This window comes from Rhodococcus jostii RHA1, from assembly GCF_000014565.1.
Classification (GTDB): Bacteria; Actinomycetota; Actinomycetes; order Mycobacteriales; family Mycobacteriaceae; genus Rhodococcus_F; species Rhodococcus_F jostii_A.
The window spans coordinates 6,758,715-6,783,917 of sequence record NC_008268.1; the positions used below are offsets into that span (position 1 = coordinate 6,758,715).

Annotated in this window: 24 protein-coding genes; 9 read left to right on the top strand and 15 right to left on the bottom strand. The window is 68.3% G+C overall.

Translation table 11 applies throughout. From position 1 onward, the window contains the following. Positions 1-7 precede the first annotated feature (7 nt). On the top strand, positions 8-739 hold the full coding sequence (locus RHA1_RS30650; RefSeq protein WP_011598224.1) for a DUF1353 domain-containing protein: 732 nt from the start codon (positions 8-10) through the stop codon (positions 737-739). Here RHA1_RS30650 and RHA1_RS30655 read toward each other — a convergent pair. Then, positions 736-1,485, bottom strand: coding sequence for a DNA-formamidopyrimidine glycosylase family protein (locus tag RHA1_RS30655; protein WP_009479475.1), 750 nt, complete (start codon positions 1,483-1,485; stop codon positions 736-738). The two genes, RHA1_RS30650 and RHA1_RS30655, sit on opposite strands and share 4 nt — an antisense overlap. 1 nt (position 1,486) lies before the next feature. Beyond that, positions 1,487-5,995 (bottom strand): ATP-dependent helicase, encoded by a 4,509-nt coding sequence (locus tag RHA1_RS30660; RefSeq protein WP_193384941.1) that lies wholly within the window; start codon positions 5,993-5,995, stop codon positions 1,487-1,489. Between the two features lie 102 nt (positions 5,996-6,097). Here RHA1_RS30660 and RHA1_RS52085 point away from each other — a divergent pair, with 102 nt between their 5' ends. Next, entirely contained in the window at positions 6,098-7,090 is a 993-nt protein-coding gene (locus tag RHA1_RS52085) for a DUF222 domain-containing protein (RefSeq protein WP_237726973.1), read from the top strand. Next, complete coding sequence (locus RHA1_RS52090; protein ID WP_237726974.1) at positions 7,036-7,323, top strand: HNH endonuclease; 288 nt, start codon at positions 7,036-7,038, stop codon at positions 7,321-7,323. The genes RHA1_RS52085 and RHA1_RS52090 overlap by 55 nt, the downstream gene beginning before the upstream one ends. A gap of 14 nt (positions 7,324-7,337) precedes the next feature. Here the strand turns inward: RHA1_RS52090 and RHA1_RS52960 are convergent, their stop codons facing one another. Beyond that, positions 7,338-7,469: a hypothetical protein gene (locus tag RHA1_RS52960; protein ID WP_272942764.1), complete on the bottom strand. Its 132-nt coding sequence runs from the start codon at positions 7,467-7,469 to the stop codon at positions 7,338-7,340. A gap of 95 nt (positions 7,470-7,564) precedes the next feature. On the opposite strand from RHA1_RS52960, the gene RHA1_RS30670 reads away from it, so the two are divergent. Continuing rightward, complete coding sequence (locus RHA1_RS30670; RefSeq protein ID WP_011598227.1) at positions 7,565-7,957, top strand: hypothetical protein; 393 nt, start codon at positions 7,565-7,567, stop codon at positions 7,955-7,957. On the opposite strand, the gene RHA1_RS30675 is transcribed toward RHA1_RS30670, so the two are convergent. Together RHA1_RS30675 and amaB are read right to left on the bottom strand one after the other, a co-directional pair. Continuing rightward, entirely contained in the window at positions 7,954-8,958 is a 1,005-nt protein-coding gene (locus tag RHA1_RS30675; RefSeq protein WP_081437485.1) for an acyl-CoA dehydrogenase family protein, read from the bottom strand. The genes RHA1_RS30670 and RHA1_RS30675 overlap by 4 nt on opposite strands. A gap of 30 nt (positions 8,959-8,988) precedes the next feature. Continuing rightward, positions 8,989-10,506, bottom strand: a complete 1,518-nt coding sequence (gene amaB / locus RHA1_RS30680) for an L-piperidine-6-carboxylate dehydrogenase (RefSeq protein WP_009479482.1) — start codon at positions 10,504-10,506, stop codon at positions 8,989-8,991. 209 nt (positions 10,507-10,715) lie between these two features. Between amaB and RHA1_RS30685 the strand changes: the two genes are divergently transcribed. The 3 genes from RHA1_RS30685 to RHA1_RS30695 all read left to right on the top strand — a co-directional run bounded on the left by RHA1_RS30685 (position 10,716) and on the right by RHA1_RS30695 (position 13,374). Beyond that, positions 10,716-11,180: an Lrp/AsnC family transcriptional regulator gene (locus tag RHA1_RS30685; protein WP_011598229.1), complete on the top strand. Its 465-nt coding sequence runs from the start codon at positions 10,716-10,718 to the stop codon at positions 11,178-11,180. 65 nt (positions 11,181-11,245) lie between these two features. Next, positions 11,246-12,589, top strand: coding sequence for an L-lysine 6-transaminase (gene lat / locus RHA1_RS30690; protein ID WP_011598230.1), 1,344 nt, complete (start codon positions 11,246-11,248; stop codon positions 12,587-12,589). Next, positions 12,586-13,374: a tyrosine-protein phosphatase gene (locus RHA1_RS30695; protein WP_011598231.1), complete on the top strand. Its 789-nt coding sequence runs from the start codon at positions 12,586-12,588 to the stop codon at positions 13,372-13,374. Before lat ends, RHA1_RS30695 begins: the two co-directional genes overlap by 4 nt. On the opposite strand, the gene RHA1_RS30700 is transcribed toward RHA1_RS30695, so the two are convergent. The 7 genes from RHA1_RS30700 to RHA1_RS30730 all read right to left on the bottom strand — a co-directional run bounded on the left by RHA1_RS30700 (position 13,338) and on the right by RHA1_RS30730 (position 19,125). Next, a complete protein-coding gene (locus tag RHA1_RS30700; RefSeq protein ID WP_009479486.1) occupies positions 13,338-13,670 on the bottom strand; it encodes a VanZ family protein in 333 nt (110 codons plus the stop codon). The two genes, RHA1_RS30695 and RHA1_RS30700, sit on opposite strands and share 37 nt — an antisense overlap. 2 nt (positions 13,671-13,672) lie before the next feature. After that, positions 13,673-14,011 (bottom strand): hypothetical protein, encoded by a 339-nt coding sequence (locus RHA1_RS30705; RefSeq protein WP_009479487.1) that lies wholly within the window; start codon positions 14,009-14,011, stop codon positions 13,673-13,675. Between the two features lies 1 nt (position 14,012). After that, positions 14,013-14,423 (bottom strand): DUF1707 SHOCT-like domain-containing protein, encoded by a 411-nt coding sequence (locus RHA1_RS30710; protein ID WP_011598232.1) that lies wholly within the window; start codon positions 14,421-14,423, stop codon positions 14,013-14,015. Positions 14,424-14,491: 68 nt separating this feature from the next. Beyond that, positions 14,492-16,282 carry an acetyl/propionyl/methylcrotonyl-CoA carboxylase subunit alpha gene (locus RHA1_RS30715; RefSeq protein WP_050787429.1) on the bottom strand — a complete coding sequence of 597 codons (1,791 nt, stop codon included), beginning with the start codon at positions 16,280-16,282 and terminating at the stop codon, positions 14,492-14,494. A gap of 132 nt (positions 16,283-16,414) precedes the next feature. Continuing rightward, complete coding sequence (locus RHA1_RS30720; protein ID WP_011598234.1) at positions 16,415-17,791, bottom strand: condensation domain-containing protein; 1,377 nt, start codon at positions 17,789-17,791, stop codon at positions 16,415-16,417. A 21-nt stretch (positions 17,792-17,812) separates the two neighbouring features. Beyond that, complete coding sequence (locus tag RHA1_RS30725; RefSeq protein ID WP_011598235.1) at positions 17,813-18,229, bottom strand: SufE family protein; 417 nt, start codon at positions 18,227-18,229, stop codon at positions 17,813-17,815. Beyond that, a complete protein-coding gene (locus tag RHA1_RS30730; protein ID WP_011598236.1) occupies positions 18,226-19,125 on the bottom strand; it encodes a sulfurtransferase in 900 nt (299 codons plus the stop codon). Before RHA1_RS30730 ends, RHA1_RS30725 begins: the two co-directional genes overlap by 4 nt. Before the next feature lie 147 nt (positions 19,126-19,272). Here RHA1_RS30730 and RHA1_RS30735 point away from each other — a divergent pair, with 147 nt between their 5' ends. Continuing rightward, the gene (locus RHA1_RS30735) at positions 19,273-19,689 is read left to right on the top strand and encodes a group III truncated hemoglobin (RefSeq protein ID WP_011598237.1); all 417 of its coding nucleotides are present in this window, start codon (positions 19,273-19,275) and stop codon (positions 19,687-19,689) included. Here the strand turns inward: RHA1_RS30735 and RHA1_RS30740 are convergent. Beyond that, complete coding sequence (locus RHA1_RS30740; RefSeq protein ID WP_011598238.1) at positions 19,649-21,091, bottom strand: condensation domain-containing protein; 1,443 nt, start codon at positions 21,089-21,091, stop codon at positions 19,649-19,651. The genes RHA1_RS30735 and RHA1_RS30740 overlap by 41 nt on opposite strands. After that, entirely contained in the window at positions 21,091-22,608 is a 1,518-nt protein-coding gene (locus RHA1_RS30745) for a condensation domain-containing protein (protein WP_011598239.1), read from the bottom strand. Before RHA1_RS30745 ends, RHA1_RS30740 begins: the two co-directional genes overlap by 1 nt. 248 nt (positions 22,609-22,856) lie before the next feature. On the opposite strand from RHA1_RS30745, the gene RHA1_RS30750 reads away from it, so the two are divergent. Further along, on the top strand, positions 22,857-24,575 hold the full coding sequence (locus RHA1_RS30750; RefSeq protein ID WP_011598240.1) for an MFS transporter: 1,719 nt from the start codon (positions 22,857-22,859) through the stop codon (positions 24,573-24,575). Here the strand turns inward: RHA1_RS30750 and RHA1_RS30755 are convergent. Then, a complete protein-coding gene (locus RHA1_RS30755; RefSeq protein ID WP_009479497.1) occupies positions 24,558-25,202 on the bottom strand; it encodes a Maf family protein in 645 nt (214 codons plus the stop codon). The genes RHA1_RS30750 and RHA1_RS30755 overlap by 18 nt on opposite strands. Position 25,203 lies beyond the last annotated feature (1 nt).

The following is a 25,203-nucleotide window of genomic DNA, read 5'->3' on the forward strand; positions in this document are numbered from 1 at the left end:
GGTGCGCATGCCGTTCCAGGTATCCGTGGACGATCCGACTCGCCCGCAACCCGAGCTCCGGGTACTCGACCGCAAGTTCTTCCAACTCGTCGGGGAGTTCGTCTACGTCCACGGCGACACGGTGGTGACGGTGCCGGGATGCGCCCCCATGCCATGCCTTCTGCGCACGGATCTGGCATCGATCCCCGCGCCGCTGCAAGGCCTGCTCACCCCGTACGGCCGGCAGCTACTCCCCGCGATCATGCACGACGACCTCTGCAAACGTGCGAGTGCGCAGGGACCGGACGGAAACACGCTGCGCCGGCACGCGGACGAACTGTTCCGGCTCGCCCTGCTCGACGAGGGAGTCGGACCGTTCCGCAGCCGCATCTTCTGGGTCGGCGTCGAGGTCGGCCGGTTCTGGACGTTCACCGACGTCGCCCGGTTCCTGCTCATCGCGCACCAGGTGCTCGGAATGATGTGCTGGGTGGTGGGCGTGCCCTGGGCGACGGCGACCTCGCACTTCGGCCTGGCCGCCCTCTTTCTCGTGCTTCCGGTCGTGCTGTCGCTGTTGTGGCGCAGAGACTTTCCCGTCGCGCTACTCGGGTGCATCCTCCTGCCCGTCATCGCGCCGACATATCTGCTGACGATCGCCACGGCCGCGGTGCTGTGGGTGCCGGACGGTGCCGCGTGGTTGCTCGGCCGCAGACGGACTCGCAGGCCGCCGCCGCTCGGGCCGCCGACCACCGTCCTCCGCTAGCCCACGATCGGTGGCTGGCAGTACGTGCAGAAGAAGATCTGCTGCTGACCGAGGTCGTGGCCTTCGATCACCGTCCCGCACCGGCGGCAACGTTTCCCGGCACGCCCGTACACCCACGGCCGATGGCGGATCGAGTTGTTCTTGTCGATGTGAATCATGCGATGCGCGAGCGTGACCAGTGCGGGCAGGTCGGCCACCTCGCTCGACGGCGTGTAGGGGTGGACGCCGCGGAGGAAGCACACTTCGTTGCGGTACACGTTGCCGAGACCGGCCAGGTTGCGCTGATCGACCAGGGCGAGACCGATGGGCTGGTCGCCGGCCGCCCGGAGATTGCGGATCGCTCTGTCGGCGTCCCAGTCCGGTCCCAGCAGGTCGGGGCCGAGGTGGCCGACCGCGGACTCTTCGTCGTCCCGCCCCAGGATCTCGGTGATGCCCAGCGAGAATCCCACCGCCACCCTGTCTTCGGTGGCGAGCACGATCCGGGCCTGGTGAGTGGGACGGCGCCACTTCGTGTCCGGCGCGTAGATGTGCCACGCGCCTTCCATCTTCAGGTGGGTGTGGATCGAGTAGTCGCCGACCCGGATGAGGAGGTGCTTCCCGCGGCTGACCACCTCGTCGACGAGCTGGCCGGACAGGTCGACGGTGGCGTACCGGGGGACGCGCACGTCGCAGCGGGTCAGCACCTTGCCCTCGAGGGCGTCGCGAAGCGAGTTGGCGGTGCGCCAGACGGTGTCGCCTTCGGGCATCTCAGGCTCGCAACCGGAATCCGCGAGGGGTGGGCGAGAAACCGGCCTCGGTCAGGATCGGCGCGAAGTCGCTGCCGTGGATGGTGTCGCCGTCGACCTTCTCGACCACGATCTTGTCGATCCCGCCACGCTTGACCACACCGGCGAGTGTGACCGCCGCGGTGCGGAGCACACCGGGGTCGTCGGTGAAGGTGAGGATCGTGCGGCCGCCGCGTTCGACGAACAGGATCAATTCACCCTCCACGAGCACCACCAGGCCGCCGGCCTTGCGTCCCGGCCGGTGCGCGGGCGCGTCGTCGCTGCGTTTCGGCCAGGGGAGAGCCGCCCCGTACGGGTTCGCGGGATCGCTGGCGGCGAGAGTCACCGCGGGCAGGGTCGTGTGCCTGCCCTCGAGCGAGTCGCCGTAGCTGCGGAGTCGGTCCACCACGGGCGGAGTGGAGAACTGTGCACCGCCGAGCGACTCGACGAAATGTCCGCGCCGGCAGCGGCCGTTGTCCTCGAACGTTCCCAGGACCTTGTACATCAGCGCGAATCCGCCGGGCACGTTCTCGGTCATCACGGACCCACGCGTCACCACCCCGTACCGCTCCAGCAGGAGTTCGGCGGTGGCGCTGGCACGCAGCGTGGCATCGGATTCGGCGGCGGGGAGTATCGACCACCGTCCCCCGACCGTGGGCGGTGCGGTCCGCACCGGAACGGTCAGGCTGCGGTACGCGCGGGCGCGCGGCGGTCGTCGCGGCGACCGGTGGCTCGTGGTGGTCCTGGACGTGTCCGACAGCAGGGCACGGACCGGGGCAAGCGTGTCGTTACCGATGTGGCCCAGCCACACCAGATCCCACAATGCCGTGGCCAGCGCGGTGTCGTCGGACATCTCGAGGGTGTCCGCGAGTTGCCGGAAGAAGTACGCGCCGCCACCGGACAGCGTGTCGAGCACCTGGCGCTGGACATCGGACAGGTCCGACTCCGCGGGCGTGGTCAGCGTGAGCGGTGCGGTGTCGGCGGGGTGGAGGCACACCCACCCGTCCTTCCCGGAGATGCTGCCCGCGCCCGACCACAGCACCTCGCCGGTGGAGGTGAGTTCGTCCAGCATGGCGGGGGAGTAGTCGGCCACCCGGGACGGCAGGATCAGCGACTCGAGTGCCGAGGCGGGCACCGGGACACCGGCGAGCTGTTCCGCCACGGTCGCGACGCCGTCGATGCCGCGCAACGTGCCCCCGACGTGCTGCCAACCCGGGAGGAAGCGGCCGAGCGTCGCGGTGCTGACCGGTTCGACCTCCTGACGCGCCGCGGCCAGCGAGCGCCTGCGGAGACGCCGCAGAACCTCGGCGTCGCACCATTCGCTTCCCGTCGCGCCGGGACGGAACTCGCCCTCGACCACCCGCTTGCCCTGCGCGAGCCGCTGCAGCACGTCGCGGGCCACGGCGGAACCGAGCCCGAAACGGGCGGCGGCGTCGGTGATGGTGAACGGACCGCGGGTGCGGGCGTACCGGCTGATCAGGTCGGCCAGCGGATCGTCGACGGGTTCGATGAACGCGGCGGGAACACCGATGGGCAGCGGCACCCCGAGCCCGTCGCGCAGGCGCGCCGCATCTTCGATGGCCGTCCACCATTCGCGACCCGCGAAGGAGACGGCGAGCGCCCGCTTCGCGCGGACGAGTTCGTCGAGCCAGGGGATGGGATCGCTGGCCGACCGTGCGGCGACCTCGTCGGAGGTGAGCGGACCCAGGAGGCGCAGCAGGTCGGCGACGCCCTCGAGATCCTTCGCCTTGCGGTCGGGGAGCAGGCGCTGCAGTTCGAGTTCGGCGTGTGCGATGACGTCGGCGTCGAGCAGTTCACGCAACTCCACCCGGCCGAGCAATTCCGCCAGCAGCGTCGAATCCAGGGACAGGGCCGCCGCCCGGCGTTCGGCGAGCGGGCTGTCGCCCTCGTACATGAACTCGCCGACGTAGTTGAACAGCAGGGCGCCGGCGAACGGTGACGGCGACTGCGTCTCTACCTCGACGATGCGGATCTGGCGACGCGCCAGCCGGCGGAGCAGGTCCTTCAGGGCCGGTAGGTCGTACACGTCCTGCAGGCACTCACGGACGGTCTCGAGCAGGATCGGGAACGTCGGATACTTGCGGGCCACGTCGAGCAGCTGGGCGGACCGCTGCCGCTGCTGCCAGAGCGGTGCACGCTTTCCCGGTGTGCGGCGCGGCAGCAGCAGCGCCCGGGCCGCGCACTCACGGAACCGGGAGGCGAACAGCGCCGACCCGCCGACCTGTTCGGTGACGATGTCCTCGATCTCGTCGGTGTCGAAGGCGAAGAGGTCGGCGCCGGGCGGGGTGTCCTCCGTGTCGGGAAGGCGCACGATGATGCCGTCGTCGGACGCCGTCGCGTTCGAGTCGAGGCCGTAGCGCTCGCTCAGCCGCGCACTCACGGCCAGCGCCCACGGAGCGTGAACCCGCTGGCCGTACGGCGAGTGCAGGATTAGACGCCAGTCGCCGAGCTCGTCACGGAATCGTTCGACCACCAGGGTGCGATCGGTCGGGACCTGCCCGGTGGCGGTCTTCTGCTCGGCGACGAGCTGAACGAGATTGTTCGTGGCGTTCTCGTCGAGCCCGCCGGTGCGGCAGCGTTCCTGCACCTCGGTCTCGTGCCCGAGTGAGATCTCCCGCAGGAACTGCCCCAGCGCCTCGCCCAGTTCCGCCGGCCTGCCGAGACCGTCACCGTGCCAGAACGGTAGCCGCCCCGGCTGCCCGTACGCGGGGCTGACCAGCACCCGGTCGAACGTGATCTCCTCGATCCGCCAGCTGGTGGCCCCGAGCGCGAAGACGTCGCCGACCCGCGATTCGTACACCATCTCCTCGTCGAGTTCGCCGACGCGGGACGCCTTCTCACCGACCATGTAGACCGTGAACAGACCGCGGTCGGGGATGGCGCCGCCCGACGTGACCGCCAGCCGCTGCGCGCCGGGGCGTCCGGTGAGCGTGTTGGCCTCGCGGTCCCAGACGAGGCGGGGCCTGAGCTCGGCGAACTCGTCGGACGGATAGAGGCCCGCGAGAAGGTCGAGGGTGGACTCGTACGCCGAGCGCGGCAGCGTCGCGAAGGAGCCGCTGCGCCGGACCGTCTCGAACCAGTCGTCCACGTCGAGCGGCTCGAGTGCGGTGGCCGCCACCGTGTGCTGGGCGAGGATGTCGAGCGGGTTGGCGGGGACGGCGAGCGCCTCGATCTTGCCGGTGACCATGCGCTCGACGGTGACGGCACAGTGCACGAGGTCGGTGCGGTGCTTCGGGAACACGACACCCCGGGAGATCTCCCCGACCTGGTGTCCTGCGCGGCCGACCCGTTGCAAGCCGTTCGCCACCGACGGTGGTGCCTCGACCTGGATCACCAGATCGACCGCGCCCATGTCGATTCCGAGTTCGAGGCTGCTCGTCGCGACCACGCACCGCAGCCGCCCCGACTTCAGGTCGTCCTCGATCAGGGCCCGCTGGTCCTTGCTGACCGACCCGTGGTGGGCGCGGGCGAGCAGAGGGTCCGCGCCGAAATTGACCTCGGACGGCGTGCCGATCTGTGAGGCCGGTTTCGGGTTCTTGTCGACGGCGGTCCCGGCGCGTTCGGCGTAGATCTCGTTGAGCCGCGCGGTCAGGCGCTCCGCGAGCCGCCGGGAGTTGGCGAACACGATGGACGACCGGTGCGCGAGAACGAGGTCGACGATCTGTTCCTCGACGTGCGGCCAGATCGACCCCGCCTGCGGGGTCGCCGAGGCGGAACCCTCGGCGGGTTCGGCGAGTCCGAGTTCGGTCATGTCCTCGACCGGCACCTGCACGGTGAGGTCGAACGTCTTCGGCGACGGCGGTGCGACGATCCGGATGGGCGCCGAACCGGACAGGAACCGGCCCACCTCCTCGTGTGGCCGCACCGTCGCAGACAGCCCGATGCGCTGCGCCGGGGTGGCGAGCAGCTGGTCGAGGCGTTCGAGCGACAGGGCCAGGTGGGCGCCGCGCTTGGTGCCTGCCACCGCGTGCACCTCGTCGACGATGACGGTGTCGACCTGGGTCAGCGTCTCGCGCGCGGCGGACGTGAGCATGAGGAACAGCGACTCGGGGGTGGTGATGAGGATGTCGGGCGGATTCTTGATCAGGGCGCGCCGATCGCCCGCCGGTGTGTCGCCGGAGCGGACGCCCACCGAAATCTCCGGCGGCGTGAGCCCGAGCCGCTTGGCCGTCTGCGTGATCCCGACCAGTGGGGCGCGCAGGTTGCGTTCGACGTCGACACCCAGGGCCTTGAGCGGAGAAATGTAGAGGACCTTGGTCTTGCGGTCCTTCCCGTCGGTGGCGGCGAGTTGGTCGAGGGACCACAGGAACGCGGACAGCGTCTTGCCCGAACCGGTCGGCGCGACGACGAGCGTGTGCGCCCGGCTGGCGATCGACTCCCACGCACCGAGCTGCGCGGCCGTCGGCGCCGGGAAGGCGCCGTCGAACCACTCGCGGGTGGCAGCGGAGAACCTGCCCAGGACGTCGGTCACCGTTCCATAGTGCACCGGGGGTACGACAGGCAGCGGGAACATACCGTGCGGTCCACAACCCGGTTGGGCGAACGTGTCGGTGGGGCGCAGTATTATTCGAACATGAGTTCGACTGGGGGGTTGGCGTCAGATCAGGTGAGGGAACACCTGACGGCGTTGGACGATGCCGTGTCAGGCCTGCTCGACGCAGACCTCAGTGCTGTGTCGGATTCTGATGTGGTGCTGATCATGCAGCAGCTCGAGAAGTCCGTCCGCCGCGCCGGTGCAGTCTCGCTGCGGCTGATCGTCGAGAGTGCCGAGCGCTCGTTACCCGCGACGCTCGGGTTCAACTCACCGAACAAGCTCCTGGTCGAGGTGCTGCGCGTGTCGGCGGCAGACGCGTCTGCACGGGTGGCGGCCGCCCGCGACCTCGGTCTGTTTCATACAACTTCGGGCGAGCAGATGGAGGCAGCGCTGCCGGAAACCGCCTCCGCGCAACGGGATGGCGACATCGGTGCCGACCATGCACGCGTAATCCGGAAGATCATGCGAAAGATCCCGCATGCGGTCACCAACGCCGACGTCGCATCGGCGGAGTCGATCCTGGCGCAGTGTGCGAGAGGAGGTACGCCCGAAGATGTCGAGAGTGCCGGCCACCGACTCCTCGCTCATCTCGATCCCGACGGAAACCTGGGTGACGATCGTGATCGCTTCCGGCGGCGTGGTGTTTCGTTGGGCCGTCAAGATTCCGAATCCGGGATCCTGGGCCGGCATCGGGGTCTGCCCGTCACGGTGATCGTCACCACGACTCTCGACCAACTCGAGAAGGACGCAGGCGGCGTGACCACCACGGCCAGCGGCGGACTCCTTCCCCTCGGCGACGCGCTGAAGCTCGCCGAACGCGCCCACCCGGTGCTCGTCCTGTTCGACCCGACGGCCGGCCCCTGCATCTGGGACGGCGCCGACGAGTGGCGAGCACGGACCAACGCCGCGCTCTCATCGGCGCCGAAGGCGGATGCACACGACCTGGTTGCGCGGCGGCCCCGGCCAGCATGTGCGCGGTGCACCACGTGCTGGAGTGGCGCAACGGCGGATCCACCGACATCGACTCACTGACGCTCGCGTGCGATGCCTGCCACGCCCAGGTCCACGACGGGCCCACAGGCTGGGCGACCACCCGCGCGGCAGCGGGTGACACGTATGCGGGGTGCACCGAATGGATTCCGCCACCGCACATCGACCCGGACGGAAACCCGCGAATCAATCACCGACATCACGCCGGTGAGCTGATCGCTCGCGCTCGCCGGAAAGCCCGTGACCGGCCACGAGCCGAGGACGGTGTGCCCTAGCAGTGCGCCGCCCCTCACGCGGGCGTGAGGTCCGCTGTCGCCGGAACGAACGACGGCGGCGGCAACTCGACGGTGGCGGGCTCGTGCTCGGAGACCACCGCATAGGCGCCCACAGCGAGCAGCGCCAGAGCAACTGCGCGGATCATCCTGAACACGTTGTCTCGCTTCGGTCGAAGGGGCGGTGCGTCACGGGTGGAGCCGTCACACAGTAGGCGAGGGCACCGACAGCTGCGGTGGAGCCATGACTGCTGCAGGGGACAGCCACGAACTCGACCGACTCCGCGAGGCCGCGCAAGCCCGCCTCGAGAAGGGGGTGGGAGACGGAAAGCTCACATGGGAGGAGTATTCGGAGCACGCCGCGATCGTCTGGTCACGTGACGTCGACGTCGAGCGTCTTCGGCGGCTGGTTCCCGTCGAGGCTCCGACGGCACCGGTGTCGCGACCTCAGTCCACGATCATCGGAATCTTCGGCGACACCAAGCGTTCCGGCCGCTGGTCGCTCGCCGTGAAGACACTGGCCCTGCTCGTGTTCGGGGACGTGAAGCTCGACCTCCGGTCGGCCGTGATCGGCGCCCGCACATCGACGATCACGCTTGTCACACTGTTCGGTGACCTGAGGGTCCACACCCGCTAGTCGCGGCCCAGGCGCTGCAGTAACGCCGACTTGATCGCCGGACGTCCCGCCGCGACGAGCGTGAAGGTGGCTTCACGCATGAGACGTTCGGCGGTGTTCCCGGCGAGCAGTGACGAGCTGCCCTTCGCCGTGACGAGGGCGGTGGCGGTGCGGATGGCGAGTTCCGAAGCGCGGGCCCGTGCTTCGGCGATCTCCGCCCGGCCTTCGAGTGCGGCGTTGAGGTCGAGTCGTGCCCGCGCGGCCTGCTCTTCGAACGGGTCGGCGTCGACGCCGAGAGCCTCCAGTTCGCTGATCGCCCGCCGGGTGATCCCCATCGCCATGCACCCGTTGATCCACGACCCGACCAGCTGGCTCTTCGCGAAATCCTCGGGGGAGACGACGGCACTCACCAGATCGCGTGGCACGGCGAGTCCGTCGAATTTCAACCGGACCGTGTTGGACCCGCGGGCCGCGATCAGTGGGAGTTCCTCGGCGGTGAGTCCCCGAAGCGGTTGTGCGGGAATGATGACATGCACGATGGAGTCGTCGAATTCGTCGCGCGCCGACACCTGGAGCAGATCGACGATGCCCCAGCCGGTGACGAACGGCGACACCCCGTCGAGCACGTAGCCGTCGTCGACGCTGCGTGCCCACAGCGTGGGCGGGACGGGAATCGCGCCGGCCAGGGCGACACCGGCCCGCACGGTGCCGTCGACGAGTCCGTCGAGATAGCGATCCTGCAGGGCCGTGTTCGGGGACGCGGCGAGACCGGCGACGACGCCGTGATGCTGCATCCACGTGAACGCCGTCGCGAGGCAGCCGCCGCACAACGTCTCCATCACGTCGACCAGCACCGACGGCGTCACACCTTCTTCACCCGGTGCCGCCAGTCCGTAGAAGCCGTCGGCGGCAAGAGTCTCGAAGTGACTGTCGGGAATCTCGCCGTCGGCATCGACGCTGTCGGCCACCGGGAACAACACGTTCTCGGCAATCTCACGCGCCATCTCGGTCCAGTTGCTCACGCCCCGAGAGTAGCCGGTCGACGCCGCCGATCAGGTGAACTCCACCCCCTGTGCGAGCGGGAGTCGATCGGAGTAGTTGACGGTGTTCGTCGCGCGGCGCATGTACGCCTTCCATGCGTCGGATCCGGACTCGCGTCCGCCGCCCGTCTCCTTCTCGCCACCGAATGCGCCGCCGATCTCCGCACCCGACGTGCCGATGTTGACGTTCGCGATGCCGCAGTCGGAACCGTCTGCCGCGAGGAATCTCTCGGCCTCACGCTGATCGGTGGTGAAGATCGACGACGAGAGGCCTTGGGGCACTTCGTTGTGCAATGTGATCGCCTGATCGAAGTCGTCGTAGGTGAGGACGTAGAGGATCGGTGCGAACGTCTCCTCCTGCACCACCGACGTCTGCGCAGGCATCCGGACGAGGGCGGGCGAGACGTAGTAGGCGGAGTCGCTACCTCCGCTGCGTTCGCCGCCGCAGACGACGGTCCCGCCGTCGGCGCGGGCCTTGTCCAACGCGGTCTGCATGGCCTCGAACGCGGAGCCGTTCACCAGCGGACCGACGAGGACGCCGTCGTCGAACGGATTCCCGACCTTCAACTGGCCGTACGCGGAAGAGATGCGCTGCACCAGTTCGTCGGCGACGGACGAGTGCACGATCAGCCGCCGCAGTGACGTGCATCGCTGGCCCGCAGTGCCCGCGGCGGAGAAGACGATTCCCCGCACGGCGAGGTCGAGATCGGCGGACGGAGCTACCACCGCGGCGTTGTTGCCGCCCAGTTCGAGCAGGCATTTGCCGAACCGCGCGGCGACGCGCGGACCCACGGCGCGACCCATCCGCACCGACCCGGTGGCGCTGACCAGAGCCACGCGTGCGTCGTCGACGAGACGCTCACCGACGTCCCCCGCGCCCTGGACCACGGCGTGGATCCCCGCGGGTGCACCGACGTCACGGGCGGCGCGCGCCAGCAGCGCATCGCAGGCGATTGCGGTGAGCGGAGTCCGGTCCGACGGCTTCCACACCACCGTGTCACCGCAGACCAGCGCGACGGCGGTGTTCCACGACCACACGGCCACGGGGAAGTTGAACGCGGAGATCACCCCGACGACTCCCAGCGGGTGCCACGTCTCCATCAGCCGGTGTCCCGGACGTTCCGAGGCCATCGTCCTGCCGTACAACTGGCGTGACAGACCGACCGCGAATTCGCAGATGTCGATCATCTCCTGCACTTCACCCTGCGCCTCGGACGGAATCTTGCCCGCCTCGAGGGTGACCAGCTCCGCCAGATCCGTCTTGTGTTCCGTCAGAAGCTGACCCAGGCGACGCACGACCGCGCCGCGCTGGGGTGCGGGGACGGTACGCCACTCGAGAAAGGCCTCGTGCGCCGCGGTGATCGCCCGGTCCACGTCGTCCGCGCTGCTCGCTGTCACCGTGCGCAGTTCGGTCCCGGTGATCGGGGTGCGCGCGACGAGCGGTCCACCGGCGTCGGTGATCTCGGCGCCGCACCTGATCAGTGCTTCCTCGGCGCGGCGGCACAACTCCTCGGGGGCGGGAAGGTTCACGATGCTGTCCTCTCGGGTTCGATCCTGCTGCTGTCAATGGAGCGTGAACGGGTCGTGCACGGGCCGGCCGAGTGTCTCGGCGAGCCGCGGTAGGTGGGAGAAGTACGCCGGCGCCCTCGCCTCGAATTCGGCTTCCGCGCCGGGGCAAGACGGGCGCGGAGGTCTGACGTTTCGAGCATGAGGCATCTCCGCTGGGCTAGCCTGCGCTGGTGGTGGATTCTTTTCGTAGCGACGCACCCCATACTCCTCTCGACGACATCGATCGGGTACTGATGCAGGAGTTGGTGGCCGACGGCCGGGCGACTCTGGCGACACTCGCCGAGAAGGCAGGGCTGTCGATCTCCGCCGTGCAGTCCAGGGTGCGCAGGCTCGAGGCCCGCAAAGTGATCCGCGGGTACACCGCGAAGATCGATCCGGATGCGCTCGGGCACGGTCTGTCCGCATTCGTCGCGATCACCCCTCTCGATCCGTCGCAGCCCGACGATGCCCCGGCCCGGTTGCGGAACCTCCCCGCGATCGAAGCGTGTCACTCGGTCGCGGGGGAGGAGAGCTACGTGCTGCTGGTGCGCGTCGCCTCCCCACGGGAGCTGGAACACCTGCTGCAGGAGATCCGTGCCACCGCCAACGTACACACGCGCAGCACCATTATCTTGCAAACATTTTACGACAGGTGAGCGATGTGCCGGATATGTTTCCGAATCGTCGCCGGTTCACAGGAATTTTGACGTAATCTCTGGGTATGAGCACAGCGATTCGATTTACCGGAGATGGGGGCGGGCTGCCGGCTAGCCAGGTACACGACGTGCTGCGCGAGCGCATTCTGGTCGACGGTTTCGACCTGGTGCTCGACTTGGAACGCTCACGCGGTACGCATCTCGTCGACCAGCGGGACGGCACCAGCTATCTGGACATGTTCGGATTCTTCGCCTCGTCGGCGCTGGGGATGAACCATCCGGCACTGGCGGACGACGACGCCTTTCGCCGGGAACTGGCAGCGACGGCGATCAACAAACCGAGCAACTCCGACATCTATACCGTCCCGATGGCACGGTTCGTCGAGACGTTCGCCCGGGTGCTGGGCGATCCCGCGCTGCCGCATCTCTTCTTCATCGACGGTGGCGCACTCGCCGTCGAGAACGCTCTGAAGGTGGCGTTCGACTGGAAGAGCAGGCTCAACGAGAGCCGAGGCCTCGACCCGGCGCTCGGCACCAAGGTGCTCCATCTGACCGAGGCGTTCCACGGGCGCAGTGGATACACCATGTCGCTGACCAACACCGAGCCGGGCAAGGTGGCGCGGTACCCCAAATTCGACTGGCCGCGCCTCGACTCCCCATACCTCGCGGACGGGCGGGACGTCGTGGAAGCCGAGCGCCATGCGCTGGACCAGGCGCGGCGCGCGTTCGCCGAGAACCCCTCGGACGTGGCGTGTTTCATCGCCGAACCGATCCAGGGTGAGGGCGGCGACCACCACTTCCGCCCGGAGTTCTTCCAGGCGATGGAGGCGCTCTGCCGGGAGAACGACGCCCTCTTCATATTCGACGAGGTGCAGACCGGATGCGGTCTCACCGGCACCGCCTGGGCGTACCAGCAATTGGGAGTACACCCGGACGTCGTCGCGTTCGGCAAGAAGACTCAGGTCTGCGGCATCATGGCCGGCGGCCGGGTGGATGACATCCCCGACAACGTGTTCGCCGTGAGCTCCCGGATCAACTCCACCTGGGGTGGCAACCTCACCGACATGGTGCGATCCCGCCGGATCCTCGAGATCGTCGAGGAGGACAGGCTCGTCGACCGAGCCCGGATGACCGGGGCGCATCTTCTCGAACGACTGCGGGAACTCGCACGCGCGAACGCCGAGGTGACCGAGCCGCGGGGACGCGGCCTCATGTGCGCGATCACGCTTCCCACCCCGCAGCGGCGGGACCGCGTCGTCGCCGACCTCAGGGACCGGGAGCGTGTGCTGATCCTGCCGACCGGCAAGCGCGGGATCAGGTTCCGTCCGCCGCTGACGGTGACGACGGCCGAACTCGACGCCGCCGTGGATGCACTGGCCCGAGTGCTGGGCGGTACCGTCGACGCATGACGCCGATACCGCTCACGTCCGTGCCCAATCTGCGAGACGTCGGTGGCTACCGAACCCGGGACGGCGCGAAAGTGCGCACCGGCGTGTACTTCCGTTCGACCGATCTCAGCCGGGTCGCGGACACGGACATGCCGCTGCTCGACGGTCTCGGGATCCGGACGGTGTACGACCTGCGCACCGCGGACGAGCGTGACGCGGCACCCGACAAACTCCCGGACGGCGCCCGCGCGGTTGCGTTGGACGTGCTCGCCGACAAGGGGATCCGGTCGATTCCCGCGCAGATGCTCCAGGTGATCGCCGACCCGATGATCGCCGAACGGGAACTCGGCGGCGGGCGCGCGATCGAATACTTCGAGGGCAGTTACCGCGACTTCGTCGTGATGCCGAGCGCGGTCTCCTCCTACCGGGAGCTGTTCGGCGGCCTGGCCTCGAACAGCAACACTCCTGCTCTCGTGCACTGCACCACCGGCAAGGACCGGACAGGATGGGCCACGGCGGCACTACTGCTGCTCCTCGGAGTCAGCGAGGAAGACGTGTTCCACGACTACCTGCTGACCAACGAACTCCTGCTTCCGTCGTTCGCGGGCGTGTTCGAGAAGTTCGTCGACGCGGGTGGAGATCCGGCGTTGCTCGAGCCCGTGCTCGGAGTCCGTGAGCAGTATCTGGAGGTGTCCCTGGCCGTCATGCGGGAGCAGTACGGGACCGTCGAGCGGTACTTCTCCGACGGACTCGGCCTCGACGCCGGGGTTCAGACCCTGCTGCGGGAGCGCATGATCGCGGACTGAGCGGACAAGCCGAGCGCCACGCCGACCATGTCGGCGCAGAGATCCCAGACCGATCCGTGCCGGCCGATCGGCAGCACGCCCTGCAGAATCTCGGTGATCACCGCGAACGCCGCGAGCCAGAGCACGGTGATCCGTGGCGTCAGAAGCGCATACCGGGAGGCGGCCGCGAGCGCCGCGAACAGCAGGGCGTGCACCACCTTGTCGGCATGCTCGGGACCCGACGGCGTCGCGGACGCGGGGGACAGCAGCATGACCAGTGCCAGCGCGGTGAGGGCTGCCACCGGAACGGATCGCATACTCACCGCTCGACCGTCAACCCCAACGCGCCCTCCGCAAACCGTTGCACCGCATCCGATCCGCTCGCGAGCGCGTCCTCGTGGCCGGTCCGCGCCCAGCCGGTGAGGGTCGCGGAGTCCCCGGACGGAGTGAGCCCCACCTCGGCGAGCAGTTCGCCGGTGTTGGGCTGGCAGATCGCCCACGAATAGTGCTCGTCGCTCAACCACTGCGCGGTTCGGCGGGCGACATATTCGGGTTCGGCGATTCCACCGTCCGCGAGCGCCGGACGATCGTCGACCCGTTCGTCAGCCCGCAGCGCGCGCAGGTACCAGCCACCCGCATTGACCTCGACAGGTTCCACGTCAGCGGTCCCGGTCTCGGCGGCGATCCCGGCCGTGGCGGTCGTCGCGGGTGCCGAACAGGATGGCGCCGGCGGCAGGGATCATCAGGAAGAACAGCCAGCTGTTGTCGACAGGGACGACGAAGAACAGCACGAGAGCGACGAGCGGGATCACCGACATCACGATGCGGCGCCAGTTCTGGTCGTTGTCGGCGCCGGCCGACTCGGCCTTGGCGGGCGTGCCGACCGTGGTCGCGGGGAGGTCGGTGAACACTCGATCGAGCTCGCCGCGGGTGGTGGCATTCGTGACCGCGCGACTGCGCTCGTCGAACTCGGGGACCGTCAGACGGCCCGCCGCGAAATGTTCGCTCAATACGTTCAGGGCCTGCTCACGTTCGGCAGTGCCGATACGGATCTCGGGAACGTCAGACATGCGTACAGACTACTGTGAGTCCTTCTCGACCCCGGGGGCCGAGAAGGACTCACGAGTGGTGCTGGCGCCTATTTCAGTTCGGCGAGGACGGTGCCCTGGGTGATGGCGGCGCCGGGTTCGACGGCGAGGCCGGTGACGGTGCCGGCCTTGTGGGCGTTGACGGGGTTTTCCATCTTCATGGCCTCGAGGACGGCGATGAGGTCGCCCTCGGCGACTTGTTGGCCTTCTTCGACGGCGACCTTGACGACGGTGCCCTGCATGGGGGCGGTGACGGCGTCACCGGAGGCGGCGCCGCCGTGGGCGCCGCCGCGGGTGCGGGCCTTGGGCTTCTTGCGGACCGCCCCGGGTGCGGCACCGCCGCCGGTGCCGAGGGTGAACTGGCCGGGCAGGGACACCTCGACGCGGCGGCCGCCGACCTCGACGACGACGTTCTGCCGGGGCAGGGTTTCGTCCTCGTCGATCGGCTGGGTGCCGGTGAACGGTTCGATCTGGTTGTCCCATTCGGTTTCGATCCACTTGGTGTAGACGTCGAATGAGGTGCCGTCGCCGATGAAGGCGGGGTCGGCGACGACGGCCCGGTGGAACGGGATGACGGTGGCCAGTCCTTCGACCTGGAATTCGGCGAGGGCGCGGCGGGCGCGGGCCAGGGCCTCGTCGCGGGTGGCGCCGGTGACGATGAGTTTGGCGAGCATGGAGTCGAACTGGCCGCCGATCACCGAGCCGGTTTCGACGCCGGAGTCCATCCGGACGCCGGGGCCGGTGGGGGGCACGAACTTGGTGACCGGGCCGGGGGCGGGCAGGAAGCCGCGGCCGGCGTCCTCGCCGTTGATGCGGAATTCGAAGGCGTGGCCGCGGGGGGTGGGGTCCTCGGTGAGGTCGAGGCGTTCGCCGTTGGCGATCTTGAACTGTTGCAGGACCAGGTCGATGCCGGCGGTTTCCTCGGTGACGGGGTGTTCGACCTGCAGGCGGGTGTTGACCTCGAGGAAGGAGACGGTGTCGCCCTGGACGAGGTATTCGACGGTGCCGGCGCCGTAGTAGCCGGCCTCTTTGCAGATGGCCTTGGCGGAGGTGTGGATGCGGTGGCGTTGGTCGTCGGTGAGGAACGGGGCGGGGGCCTCCTCTACGAGTTTCTGGAAGCGGCGTTGCAGGGAGCAGTCGCGGGTGCCGGCGACGATGACGTTGCCGTGCTGGTCGGCGATGACCTGGGCTTCGACGTGGCGGGCCTTGTCCAGATACTGTTCGACGAAGCATTCGCCGCGGCCGAACGCGGCGACGGCCTCGCGGGTGGCGGAGTCGAACAGTTCGGGGATTTCCTCGATGGTGTGGGCGACCTTCATGCCGCGGCCGCCGCCGCCGAACGCGGCCTTGATGGCGACGGGGACCCCGTATTCCTGGGCGAAGGCGATGACCTCGTCGGCGTTCTTGACGGGGTCCTTGGTGCCGGCGGCCATCGGGGCCTTGGCTTTTTCGGCGATGTGCCGGGCGGTGACCTTGTCACCGAGGTCGCGGATCGATTGCGGGGAGGGGCCGATCCAGATCAGGCCGGCGTCGATCACGGCCTGCGCGAAGTCGGCGTTCTCGGAGAGGAAGCCGTAGCCGGGGTGGATGGCGTCGGCGCCGGACTTGGCGGCGGCGTCCAAGATTTTGTCGAACACCAGGTAGGACTCGGCGGAGGTCTGCCCGCCGAGGGCGAATGCTTCGTCGGCCAGGCGCACGAACGGGGCGTCGGCGTCGGGTTCGGCGTAGACGGCGACGCTGGCCAGGCCGGCATCGGCGGCGGCCCGGATCACCCGCACTGCAATCTCACCGCGGTTCGCGACGAGCACCTTCGTGATGTGCGCGCTGGCATGACTGGGCACTGAGCCTCCTGTGGTTCGCATGGTCTGTCTCCGCGGTGGCTCCCGTGGGTGTCACCAGCGGTCGTTTACGGCGTCACTTCGGAGTCTAGGCACCGAACCGATCCGTGTTGTCACCGGACCGAATTTTCCCGGTCAGGGCTGTCCGACGCTTCGCAACCCTACCGATGGGTAGCTGGTTGAAACCTGTTCCAGTTGCCGGCGGAGGCTTCCGACCCACGTGTGGACGCTCGCGGCAGCGATGTCGTTGCCCGGATATCGGACCGCCAGATTGACGCCTCGGGGGGTGCGATTGATCCACGCGTACACGTCGTGGGTGTACTGCCGACTCCGCAGCGCCCGGGCGTTGCGCTCGTGCCAGCGGCCTGCTTCGGGCACGAACCTGACGTCCATGTAGGAGACGACGAAGCGCGGCCGGATGGGGATGTCGAGTTCCTTCTCGATCCGGTCGAACGGGACCACCGAGATCGGTTTCGTCCGGGCCACGCTCTCGGCGGCCTCGCGGGCGACGGCGGCGAAGTCGTCCGACGTCACCTCGAAGTCGATCGGGCTCAGACCCACGAACCATCCCAGCGCGGACGCCCACTGCGGGGAATGCCGCGTATGGACCGGAGTGACCGTCCGAAAGCGTTGATGCCCCGCCACTTCCGACCCGGCCATCCCCAGACACGCGAGCAGGCCGGGGAAGAAACCCACATCCGCTTCGCGGCACGCCGAGTTGAACGCCGCAGCCTGGTCGGCATCGAGAATCCAGGCAGACAGGTTCTGCTGGGCGTACGAGGTGCGCGGGCCGACCTCGAGCGGGAACTCGGGGAGTCCCGGTCCCTCGAGTGCCGACCGCCACACGTCGAGCGCCTCCCGTTTGACCTCGGCGTCGGTGGAGTTCTCACGTTCCTCACGCCCGAAGTCGATGTAGCTGCCGACGGGGAACAGGTTGGCCGTGCGACCGGACAGTGCCTCCTCGTACAGGGTGGTCAACTCGTGGGCGACGAGCACGATGGAGAACCCGTCGATGATCGAGTGGTCTGCCGCGAAGAACACCGTGAATCGGTCGCGTTGGACGGTTTCGAGCGTCGCGAAGACGTACGACGGCCAACTGTGCGGCGAGGCGTACTCGTCGAACAGTTGCTGCAGGTGCGCGAAGTTGTCGCCGCCGGCGGCGTCGTACCCGTGGCTGACGACCCCGACGTGCAGCCCGCCCTGCGGCACGGTGCGCCGGCGCACGCGCTCGGTCTCCGCGTCGAACGCCGTGTGGGAGCGCAGCACCTCGTGACGATCGGTCCACTTCTCCAGCGCCGACCGGAAAGCGGTGACGTTCAGCGTGCCGTGGATCTCGAAGGCGGTGCCCAGCCAGGATTCGCGACCACCGGAGTCGGAGCACCGGCGCAGGTGCGCCTCGTGGATGTACGAGGCCGGGCGGGGATCGTCCACCCATTCCGAGCGGGCGCACGGCAACCACTCGGTGAGCGCGCCCACCGGAACGGGGTAGTCGGCAAGTTCGGTGAATTCCATCAGTGTGTGTTCAGACCCTGCCTAGCCGCGAAGATGCCGCTTGATTCGCGCGAGCATCGCGGACATGCCGCGCAGTCGCAGGGGACTGACGGCGTCGGCGAGCCCGAGCGCGGAATAGAAATCGTCCGGAACGCTGAGGATGGTGGCAGCACTGTGCCCGTCCAGGCCCTGGTGCAGGATCGACGCGAAACCCCGCGTCGTCGGCGCTTCCGCGGGCGCGCTGAAATGCAGACGCACGTGTTCCGGATCGGAGTCGTCGACCGACAGGAAGAGCGGAGACTGGCACTCGGGCACCGGTTCCATCGCGTCCTGCTCGAGTTCGGCAGGCAGAGGCGCCAGTTCGCGGCTGAACTCGAGCAGCAACTGCAGCTTGTCCGAGCCGTCGACGGCAGCGAAGTCGTCGACGATCTCGGCAAGCGAATCGGGTAGTTCGGTCATGACGATGCGCCGGGAACGTCTCCCGGCTCTTCACCCCTGACGATCGGAACGCGAACCATGTTGCCCCACTCCGTCCACGAACCGTCGTAGTTGCGGACGCTGGGGTAACCGAGCAGGTGGGTGAGGACGAACCAGGTGTGGCTGGAACGCTCACCGATGCGGCAGTACGCCACGATGTCGTCGTCGGCGGACACGCCGCCGTAGATCTCGTTCAGTTCACCGCGCGAGCGGAAACGGCTGTCGGGGGCTGCGGCCTTGGCCCACGGAATGCTCAGCGCGCTCGGGATGTGGCCGCCGCGCAGCGCGCCCTCCTCGGGGTAGTCGGGCATGTGGGTGCGTTCGCCGGTGTATTCCTGGGGCGAACGCACGTCGATCAGCGGACCCTTGCCGAGGTGATCGAGCACGTCGTCCTTGAACGCGCGGATCGGGGCGTCGTTGCGCTCGACCACCGGGTAGTCGGTGGGGGAGGTCTCGGGAACGTCGAACGCGGTGTCCCGGTTCTCGGCGATCCACGCGTCGCGGCCGCCGTCGAGGAGACGGACGTCCTCGTGTCCGAACAGCGTGAACACCCAGAGGGCGTATGCCGCCCACCAGTTGCTCTTGTCGCCGTAGATCACGACGGTGTCGTCGCGGCTGATGCCCTTGCGGCTCATCAGGTCGGCGAACTGCTCGCCGTCGATATAGTCACGGGTCACCGGATCGTTGAGGTCGAGGTGCCAGTCGACCTTGACGGCGCCGGGGATGTGGCCGACGTCGTAGAGGAGCACGTCCTCGTCCGACTCCACCACCTTGAGGCCGGGTGTGCCCAGATTCGCGGACAGCCACTCCGTCGACACGAGCCGACCGGGGTTGGCGTACTCGGCGAAGGACTGGGTGGGATCTGGCGCTACGGGCACGGGTGGGCTCCTGGGGCAGATGCGACGGGGACGGCGTCAATTCTAGGCGGACGCCGGAGGTTCTTCCGACCGGCGTTCACACTTACCTTCCGTGGACGGTGAGGGAGGCCGGCCGGGCGCGTAGATTCGCACCCGAACGGAGGCCTCATGCCCGACATCTCGACGCGCGCCGACCTGGAACTGCTGCTCCGGCACTTCTACGGCCGGGCATTCGCCGACCCGGTCCTCGAACCGGCCTTCGAGACGCTCGCGGTGATCGGCATCGACGACCACCTGCCCGTCATGTGCGACTTCTGGGAGACGATCCTGCTGCGCACCGCCGTCTACCGCGGCAGCGCGTTCGCCGTGCACCGGGCGCTGCACGGCCGGCACGGATTCACCGACCGGCACTTCGACCGCTGGGTCGAACTGTGGTCGTCCAGCGTCGACGAGTTGTTCGCAGGCGACGTCGCGGGGCGGGCCAAGGTCGAGGCCGGCAAGATTGCCCGCGCGATGCGGCGGCGACTGTTCGAGCCTCCGGCGGTCAGACGACCGGAGTGCCTTCCAGGTTCAGCTGACTGGTGAGCTCCGCGATGGGAGTGACGCCGTTCTCGCAGATGTCGTGCATGATCTCCCGCAACCGCACCAGGAATTCCGTGACCGCGCGGCGTGCCGTCGACGTCTCCGGGAACCGCGACCGCAGCGCGAGACCCCGCTGGGTGCGGGAGATCCAGAACTGCGCGTCGTCCGCGACCGTCACGTTGCTGATGTGGTGTGCGTTCAGCTCGTCGTGATCGTCGGTGCCGGGCAGTCTGCGGTAGTCGATGTACGAGACCATGAACACATCGGTGCGGGTGCGGCGGTATCCGTCACCGAGCGCCTCCCGCACCTGGGCCATCGTCACACCCTTGAGCGTGAGGGCTGTGCGGAACGAGGCGTGGGTGTGCGCCAGGGAGGACTGGAAGTCGCAGTCGGGGGTCAGTTCGACCGTCAGCGGCGCGCTCGTCGTGAGCCACCCGATCGCATTGGCCCACTGCGGGTCCTGGCGAATGTGCAGCGGAAACTGCAACGGCATCCGGGAGATGCCGTTGATCGAGTGCACCGCCATGCCCATCGCGGTGAGCGTCCCGGTGAACAGGCTTCCCCCCGAGTCCAGGCAGATTTCCTCGAACCGCTCGGTGTCGGCGGCGTCGAGGAGGGGGCGGACGTCCGCTCCCTGTGGTGCGGGCCTGCCCGCTTCGACACCCAGATCGAGCGGGAAACTGGGCGCGGTGCCGCCGCAGCGTTCGTAGAAGCGTGCCCATTCACGCACCCGGGGGTCGCCGAGCTCGGTGACGGGCGTCTCGGCCTCGAGTTCGCAGTACCGCAGGAAGCTCCCGGGATCGCCGAGTTCTTTCGTCAGGTCCGCTTCCGTGAGTTCGGCCGAGCCGCCGAGCCCGGTGAGTCGCTGGTAGATCTGCCGGAGTTCGCCCAGCGCGATGACGAGCGAGTATCCGTCGACGAGAGTGTGATCGAACGCACTGACCACGGTGTAGTGCGAGTCGCGCTCGATGGTGGCGAACAGGTACGCGGGGAACGTCAGCGGGTCGCACGCCTCGGTGAACCGGTACCGCAGATGGTCGCGGAGCTCGTGCGGCGACGTCGTCACCGAGGACTCGGACGCGACGACGGTGATGTCCTCGGGGTCGAGATCCACGCGCGCCATCGCGTCCGGGCTCACGTCGAAGCCGGTTTGCAGCGTGTCGTGCCGGCGGATGAAGTGCACCAGTGCCTGCGCGAGAGCATCCCGGTCGAGTCGCCCGGGAAGGTCGAAAGCTGCTGCCATCCATACGCTTCGGCCGACGCCGTGGGTGCGGGCGGTGTCGAGATGGAATTGCTGGTTGTACGACGGCGGCACCGCGGACGGGGAGACCTTGCCCGGCGCGACGGACCATTCCGTCACCAGGCCGGGTTCGAGCATGTACCGGTCGATCGACGTGACGTGCACTACTCCACCCCTGCGGCAGTCGCGGAGTCCGCCGCCGGCGCGAACGATGTCACCGTGTAATCGCCCTCGCGGGCAACGGTTTTCATGATGGCCGACAACCGTTCCGCATATGCGGTCACGGACCTGTGCGCCTCTTCGGTATCGGGGTGCGAGACGGCCATCCACGTGCCCTCGAGCATGCGGTTCACCCAGATCGACGCGATCTGCGTGGCCTTGCCGCCGACGATGCCGGTCGCCCGGGTCGACGTGAAACTCTCGGTCTGCGGCAACCGCCTGCCGTCGATGTACGACACGATCGGCGGCGGTGCGAGTGTGGTGGCGTGTTGCGACACCGCCTCGGGGCCGGCGTGAGCGACCACGGTGTCGATCACCTGCTGCACGGACACCTCGCCGAGTGCCTTGCCGGACCGGTAGGCGTCCTGCGCGCGCTGGGCAAGGCCCGTGAACGTCGTGGCGTCCTCGAGGGCGAACCCGACCGGAATGAGATTGATGAACCACCCCTGGGACCAATAGAACTGCGGGTCGTTGCGAGTGGTGAGGGGCGAGAGCGCCATGTAGCGGTCGCGCCCGACCAGTTCGTGTTCGGTGATGGCGAGGGCCGCGAACACGCCGCCGATGAAGTTGGAACCGTGGGCCTTGCACACGGCACCGAACCGCTCGCACTCGTCGGCGTCGGCGAGGTCGAACCGGCTGCCGATGGCTGGTTGGGGTTCGTCGGAAGCGCCGAGGTCGAGGGGAAAGCTCGGGAAGGTCCCGCCGTTTCGGGTGAGGTGACCGATCCAGCCGTGGACCTCGGGGGAGGCGAGGGTCAGCGTCGCCGCCTTCTCCCGTTCCCGCCGGCTGTATTCCACGTAGCTGCCCGGGTCCGGCAGTTCGGGCTCCTCGCCGTCGAGTTCGGCCTGATAGATGGTCCGGGTCTCGGCGAACGTGAGGATCATCGACTGCATGTCGGTGTGCGCATGATCGACGGCATGGAACAGGGTGAAGCTGTCCTCGCTCCCGGGCGCCCCGGTGTCGTAGTGCTCGACCACCCCGAACACGAATGCGGGCCAGGCCAGCGCGCTCGTATCGTTCGCGAAGCGCGCGGCGACGTGGTCGCGGACCTGCTCAGGGGTGGTGAGGGTCTCGCCCTCGTGCGCTGTGAGCGCGATGGAGCCGGCGGGCACGACGTGCCGTCGGACGGCATTGGTGGTGTCCGTGGGGTCGGCGTCCGCGTTCTCGAACGAGAACCAGCTGTGCAACGTGTCGTGCCGCAGGACGTAGCGCTCCAGGGTTCGCGTCATCGCGGCGATGTCGAGGTGACCGGGGAAGTCGAAGGCGATGCCGATCCACGGGGACTGCGTCTCGCCGTTGTTCGCCGCCAGCCGAGCCCGGCGCAGGTGCCTCTCCTGCATGGTGGTCGGCAGTGCCGGATCCACCGGCGCCTCGGCAGCCGCTCGTGCACTCGCGTCCGTGACTTTCCACTCGACGACCCTCCCAGGCTCTGGCTTCCAGTGGGTGATCAAGTTCAAGTCCATCGAGCGGCTCCTGGTCGGATTCGAGTTGCGAGTTCGGTCGGGGGTGGCACGGACTTTCTCGCAACAGGATGCGGCACCGAGTGCCTTACCGCGAGAGGTAAAGAAGTATGAGACTGATTACAGGTCGGTCCCGGTCCAGTCAAGTGTCGGGCAAAAGGGTTCCACGCTGCAAGTTCTTCGCGTAAAATCCAGCAACCTTTGAACTACCTCACAGCATTCCGTGAGGTTCGAGCCGCTAGCCTGTCCGGATGCTTGTGACTCAGCGTGACGCACTCTACCGAGGCGAACTCGGTCGCTGGGTCCCGTGGCTGGGTCTGGCCACCAGTCTCGCCGCCGTGTTCATGCAACTCCTGGACGCGACCATCGTCAACGTCGCGCTTCCGAGCATCGCGGTCGATCTCGGCGCCTCGGTGTCGGCGCAGCTGCTGATGGTGAGCGTCTACACGCTGTCGTTCGCATGTTCGCTGATCACAGCGGCGCGGCTGGGGGATCTGCTCGGCCGACGACGGGTTTTCCTCACCGCACTGGCGGTCTTCATCGTTGCCTCTCTGCTCTGCGGACTGGCCCAGTCGCCGACCGCGCTCGTCGTGTCGCGGGCGTTGCAGGGCCTCGCGGCGGGGTCGATGTCGGCTCAGACGTTCGCCATCATCTCGGGACTCTTTCCGAAACGCTCGCACCCGCGCGTATTCGGAATCTACGGCGCGACCATCGGGCTCGCCACAATCTGCGGTCCGCTCGTCGGCGGACTTCTCATCCAATGGGATCTCTTCGACTGGGGCTGGCGGCTGATCTTCTTCGTCAATCTCCCGATCGGGCTCGCGGCCCTGGTCCTCGGTTACTTCTATCTCGTCGACGCGAAGCCGGACGGCATCCGCCGGCTCGACGTGGGCGGCGCCGTGCTGTCGGCGCTCGGACTGTTCCTCCTGATCTTTCCGCTCGCGGAGGGCCGGGAACGCGGCTGGCCGACGTCGCTCGTGGTGATGCTGCTGTGTTCGGTACCGGTCTTGATCGCGTTCGTCGTCTACGAGTGGCGGCTCGGGCGCCGCGGGGGCGACCCCGTTCTGCGCCTCGAGCTGTTCACCGACCGCGCGTTCTCGCTCGGCGCGGCCATCGCGTTCGTGTTCTTCGGGACTCTCACGTCGTTGATCTTCACCATCTCTCTCACCCTGCAGTTCGGGTTCGGGTTCTCCCCGCTCAGGGCCGGGGTGATGACGCTGCCGTGGGCGCTGGGAACCGGGCTCGCCGCGCTGGCCTCCGCTGCCGTGTACCGGCGCATCGGCAACCTCGTCCTGCCTCTCGGGATGCTGCTCTTCGCCGGCTCCCTCGTCGTGCTGGCGGCGCAACTGCAGCACGAGGGCACCGATCCGCGGTGGTCGGCGCTGGCCGGGCCGCTGTTCATCGGGGGAGCCGGGCTAGGGCTGTTCGTGGCGCCACTGCAGACGGCGATCCTCGCGACCGTGCAACCACGGAACGCCGGGTCGGTGTCGGGGCTGCTCCCGACCGTCCAGCAGGTGGGTAGTTCGATCGGCCTCGCGGTGATCGGCGTCGTGTTCTTCAACCTCGTCGCGACGCAGTCGGCGGACGCGGTGCAAGCCGAGCGGCCTGCGTTGACCGCGCAACTCGCCGGGGCCGGGGTGCCGCCGGCGCTGATCCCGCGCGCCGAGGACACGTTCGTGCGCTGCGCGACGGAGCAACTCGGGTCCACGTCCCCGATGAAGGTGCCCGACGAATGCCGTTCGCCGGCATCCGGGGGTGCGGCGCTCGGCGCCGCTCAGCAGCAAACCGCCGACTCCGCTGTGGTAGCCGCACGGGAATCGACCCGATCAGCGGCAGGCGAGGCGTTTCTCCAGGCAGAGCGCCGCATCCTCTGGATCATCGCGGCCGTCGCGGCGGCTATCGGTGTGGCGTCGTTGACGCTTCCGCGCCGGAACCTGTCGGTCGACGAACAGTCAGTCGACGCGGCCTGACGACGCCCACAGCTCGGCGACGCCGACACCGACCTCCGCGAGCAACCTCCGGACGAGCGGCAGGCCGATACCGATCACGCTGGACGGATCGCCCTCGATGCGGTCCACGAACCAACCCCCGAGGCTGTCCAGAGTGAACGCGCCCGCGACCTGCAGTGGCTCCCCGGTGGCGAGGTAGGCCTCCAGATCGGCGTCCGGCGGGCTCGCGAAATGGACGACGGTGGCGCTGTGATCGTGTGCGTCACCCACCACCGCGCCCTCCGCGATCCGCAGGACGCTGTGCCCGGTGAGCAGGGTCGCGCTACGGCCGGCCATCGCCGACCACCGCGCGCGGGCGACGTCGACGGTTCCGGGCTTGCCCTGCAGGGACCCGTCGATCAGCAACATGGAGTCGCATCCGACGACGACGGCGTCCGAGATCCCGTCCCGCGCGAGAACAGGGAGGACGTCGCTGGCCTTGGCGCGGGCCAGTTCGGTGACGACGTGCTCGGGGGCTGCGTCGGCACCGAGTGCCGCGATGACGGCATCCTCGTCGACTCCGGAGACTCGCACGATCGGCTCCACCCCGGCGCTGCGCAGAACAGCCAGCCGCGCCGGGGAAGCCGAGGCGAGAACGAAGGACGTCACC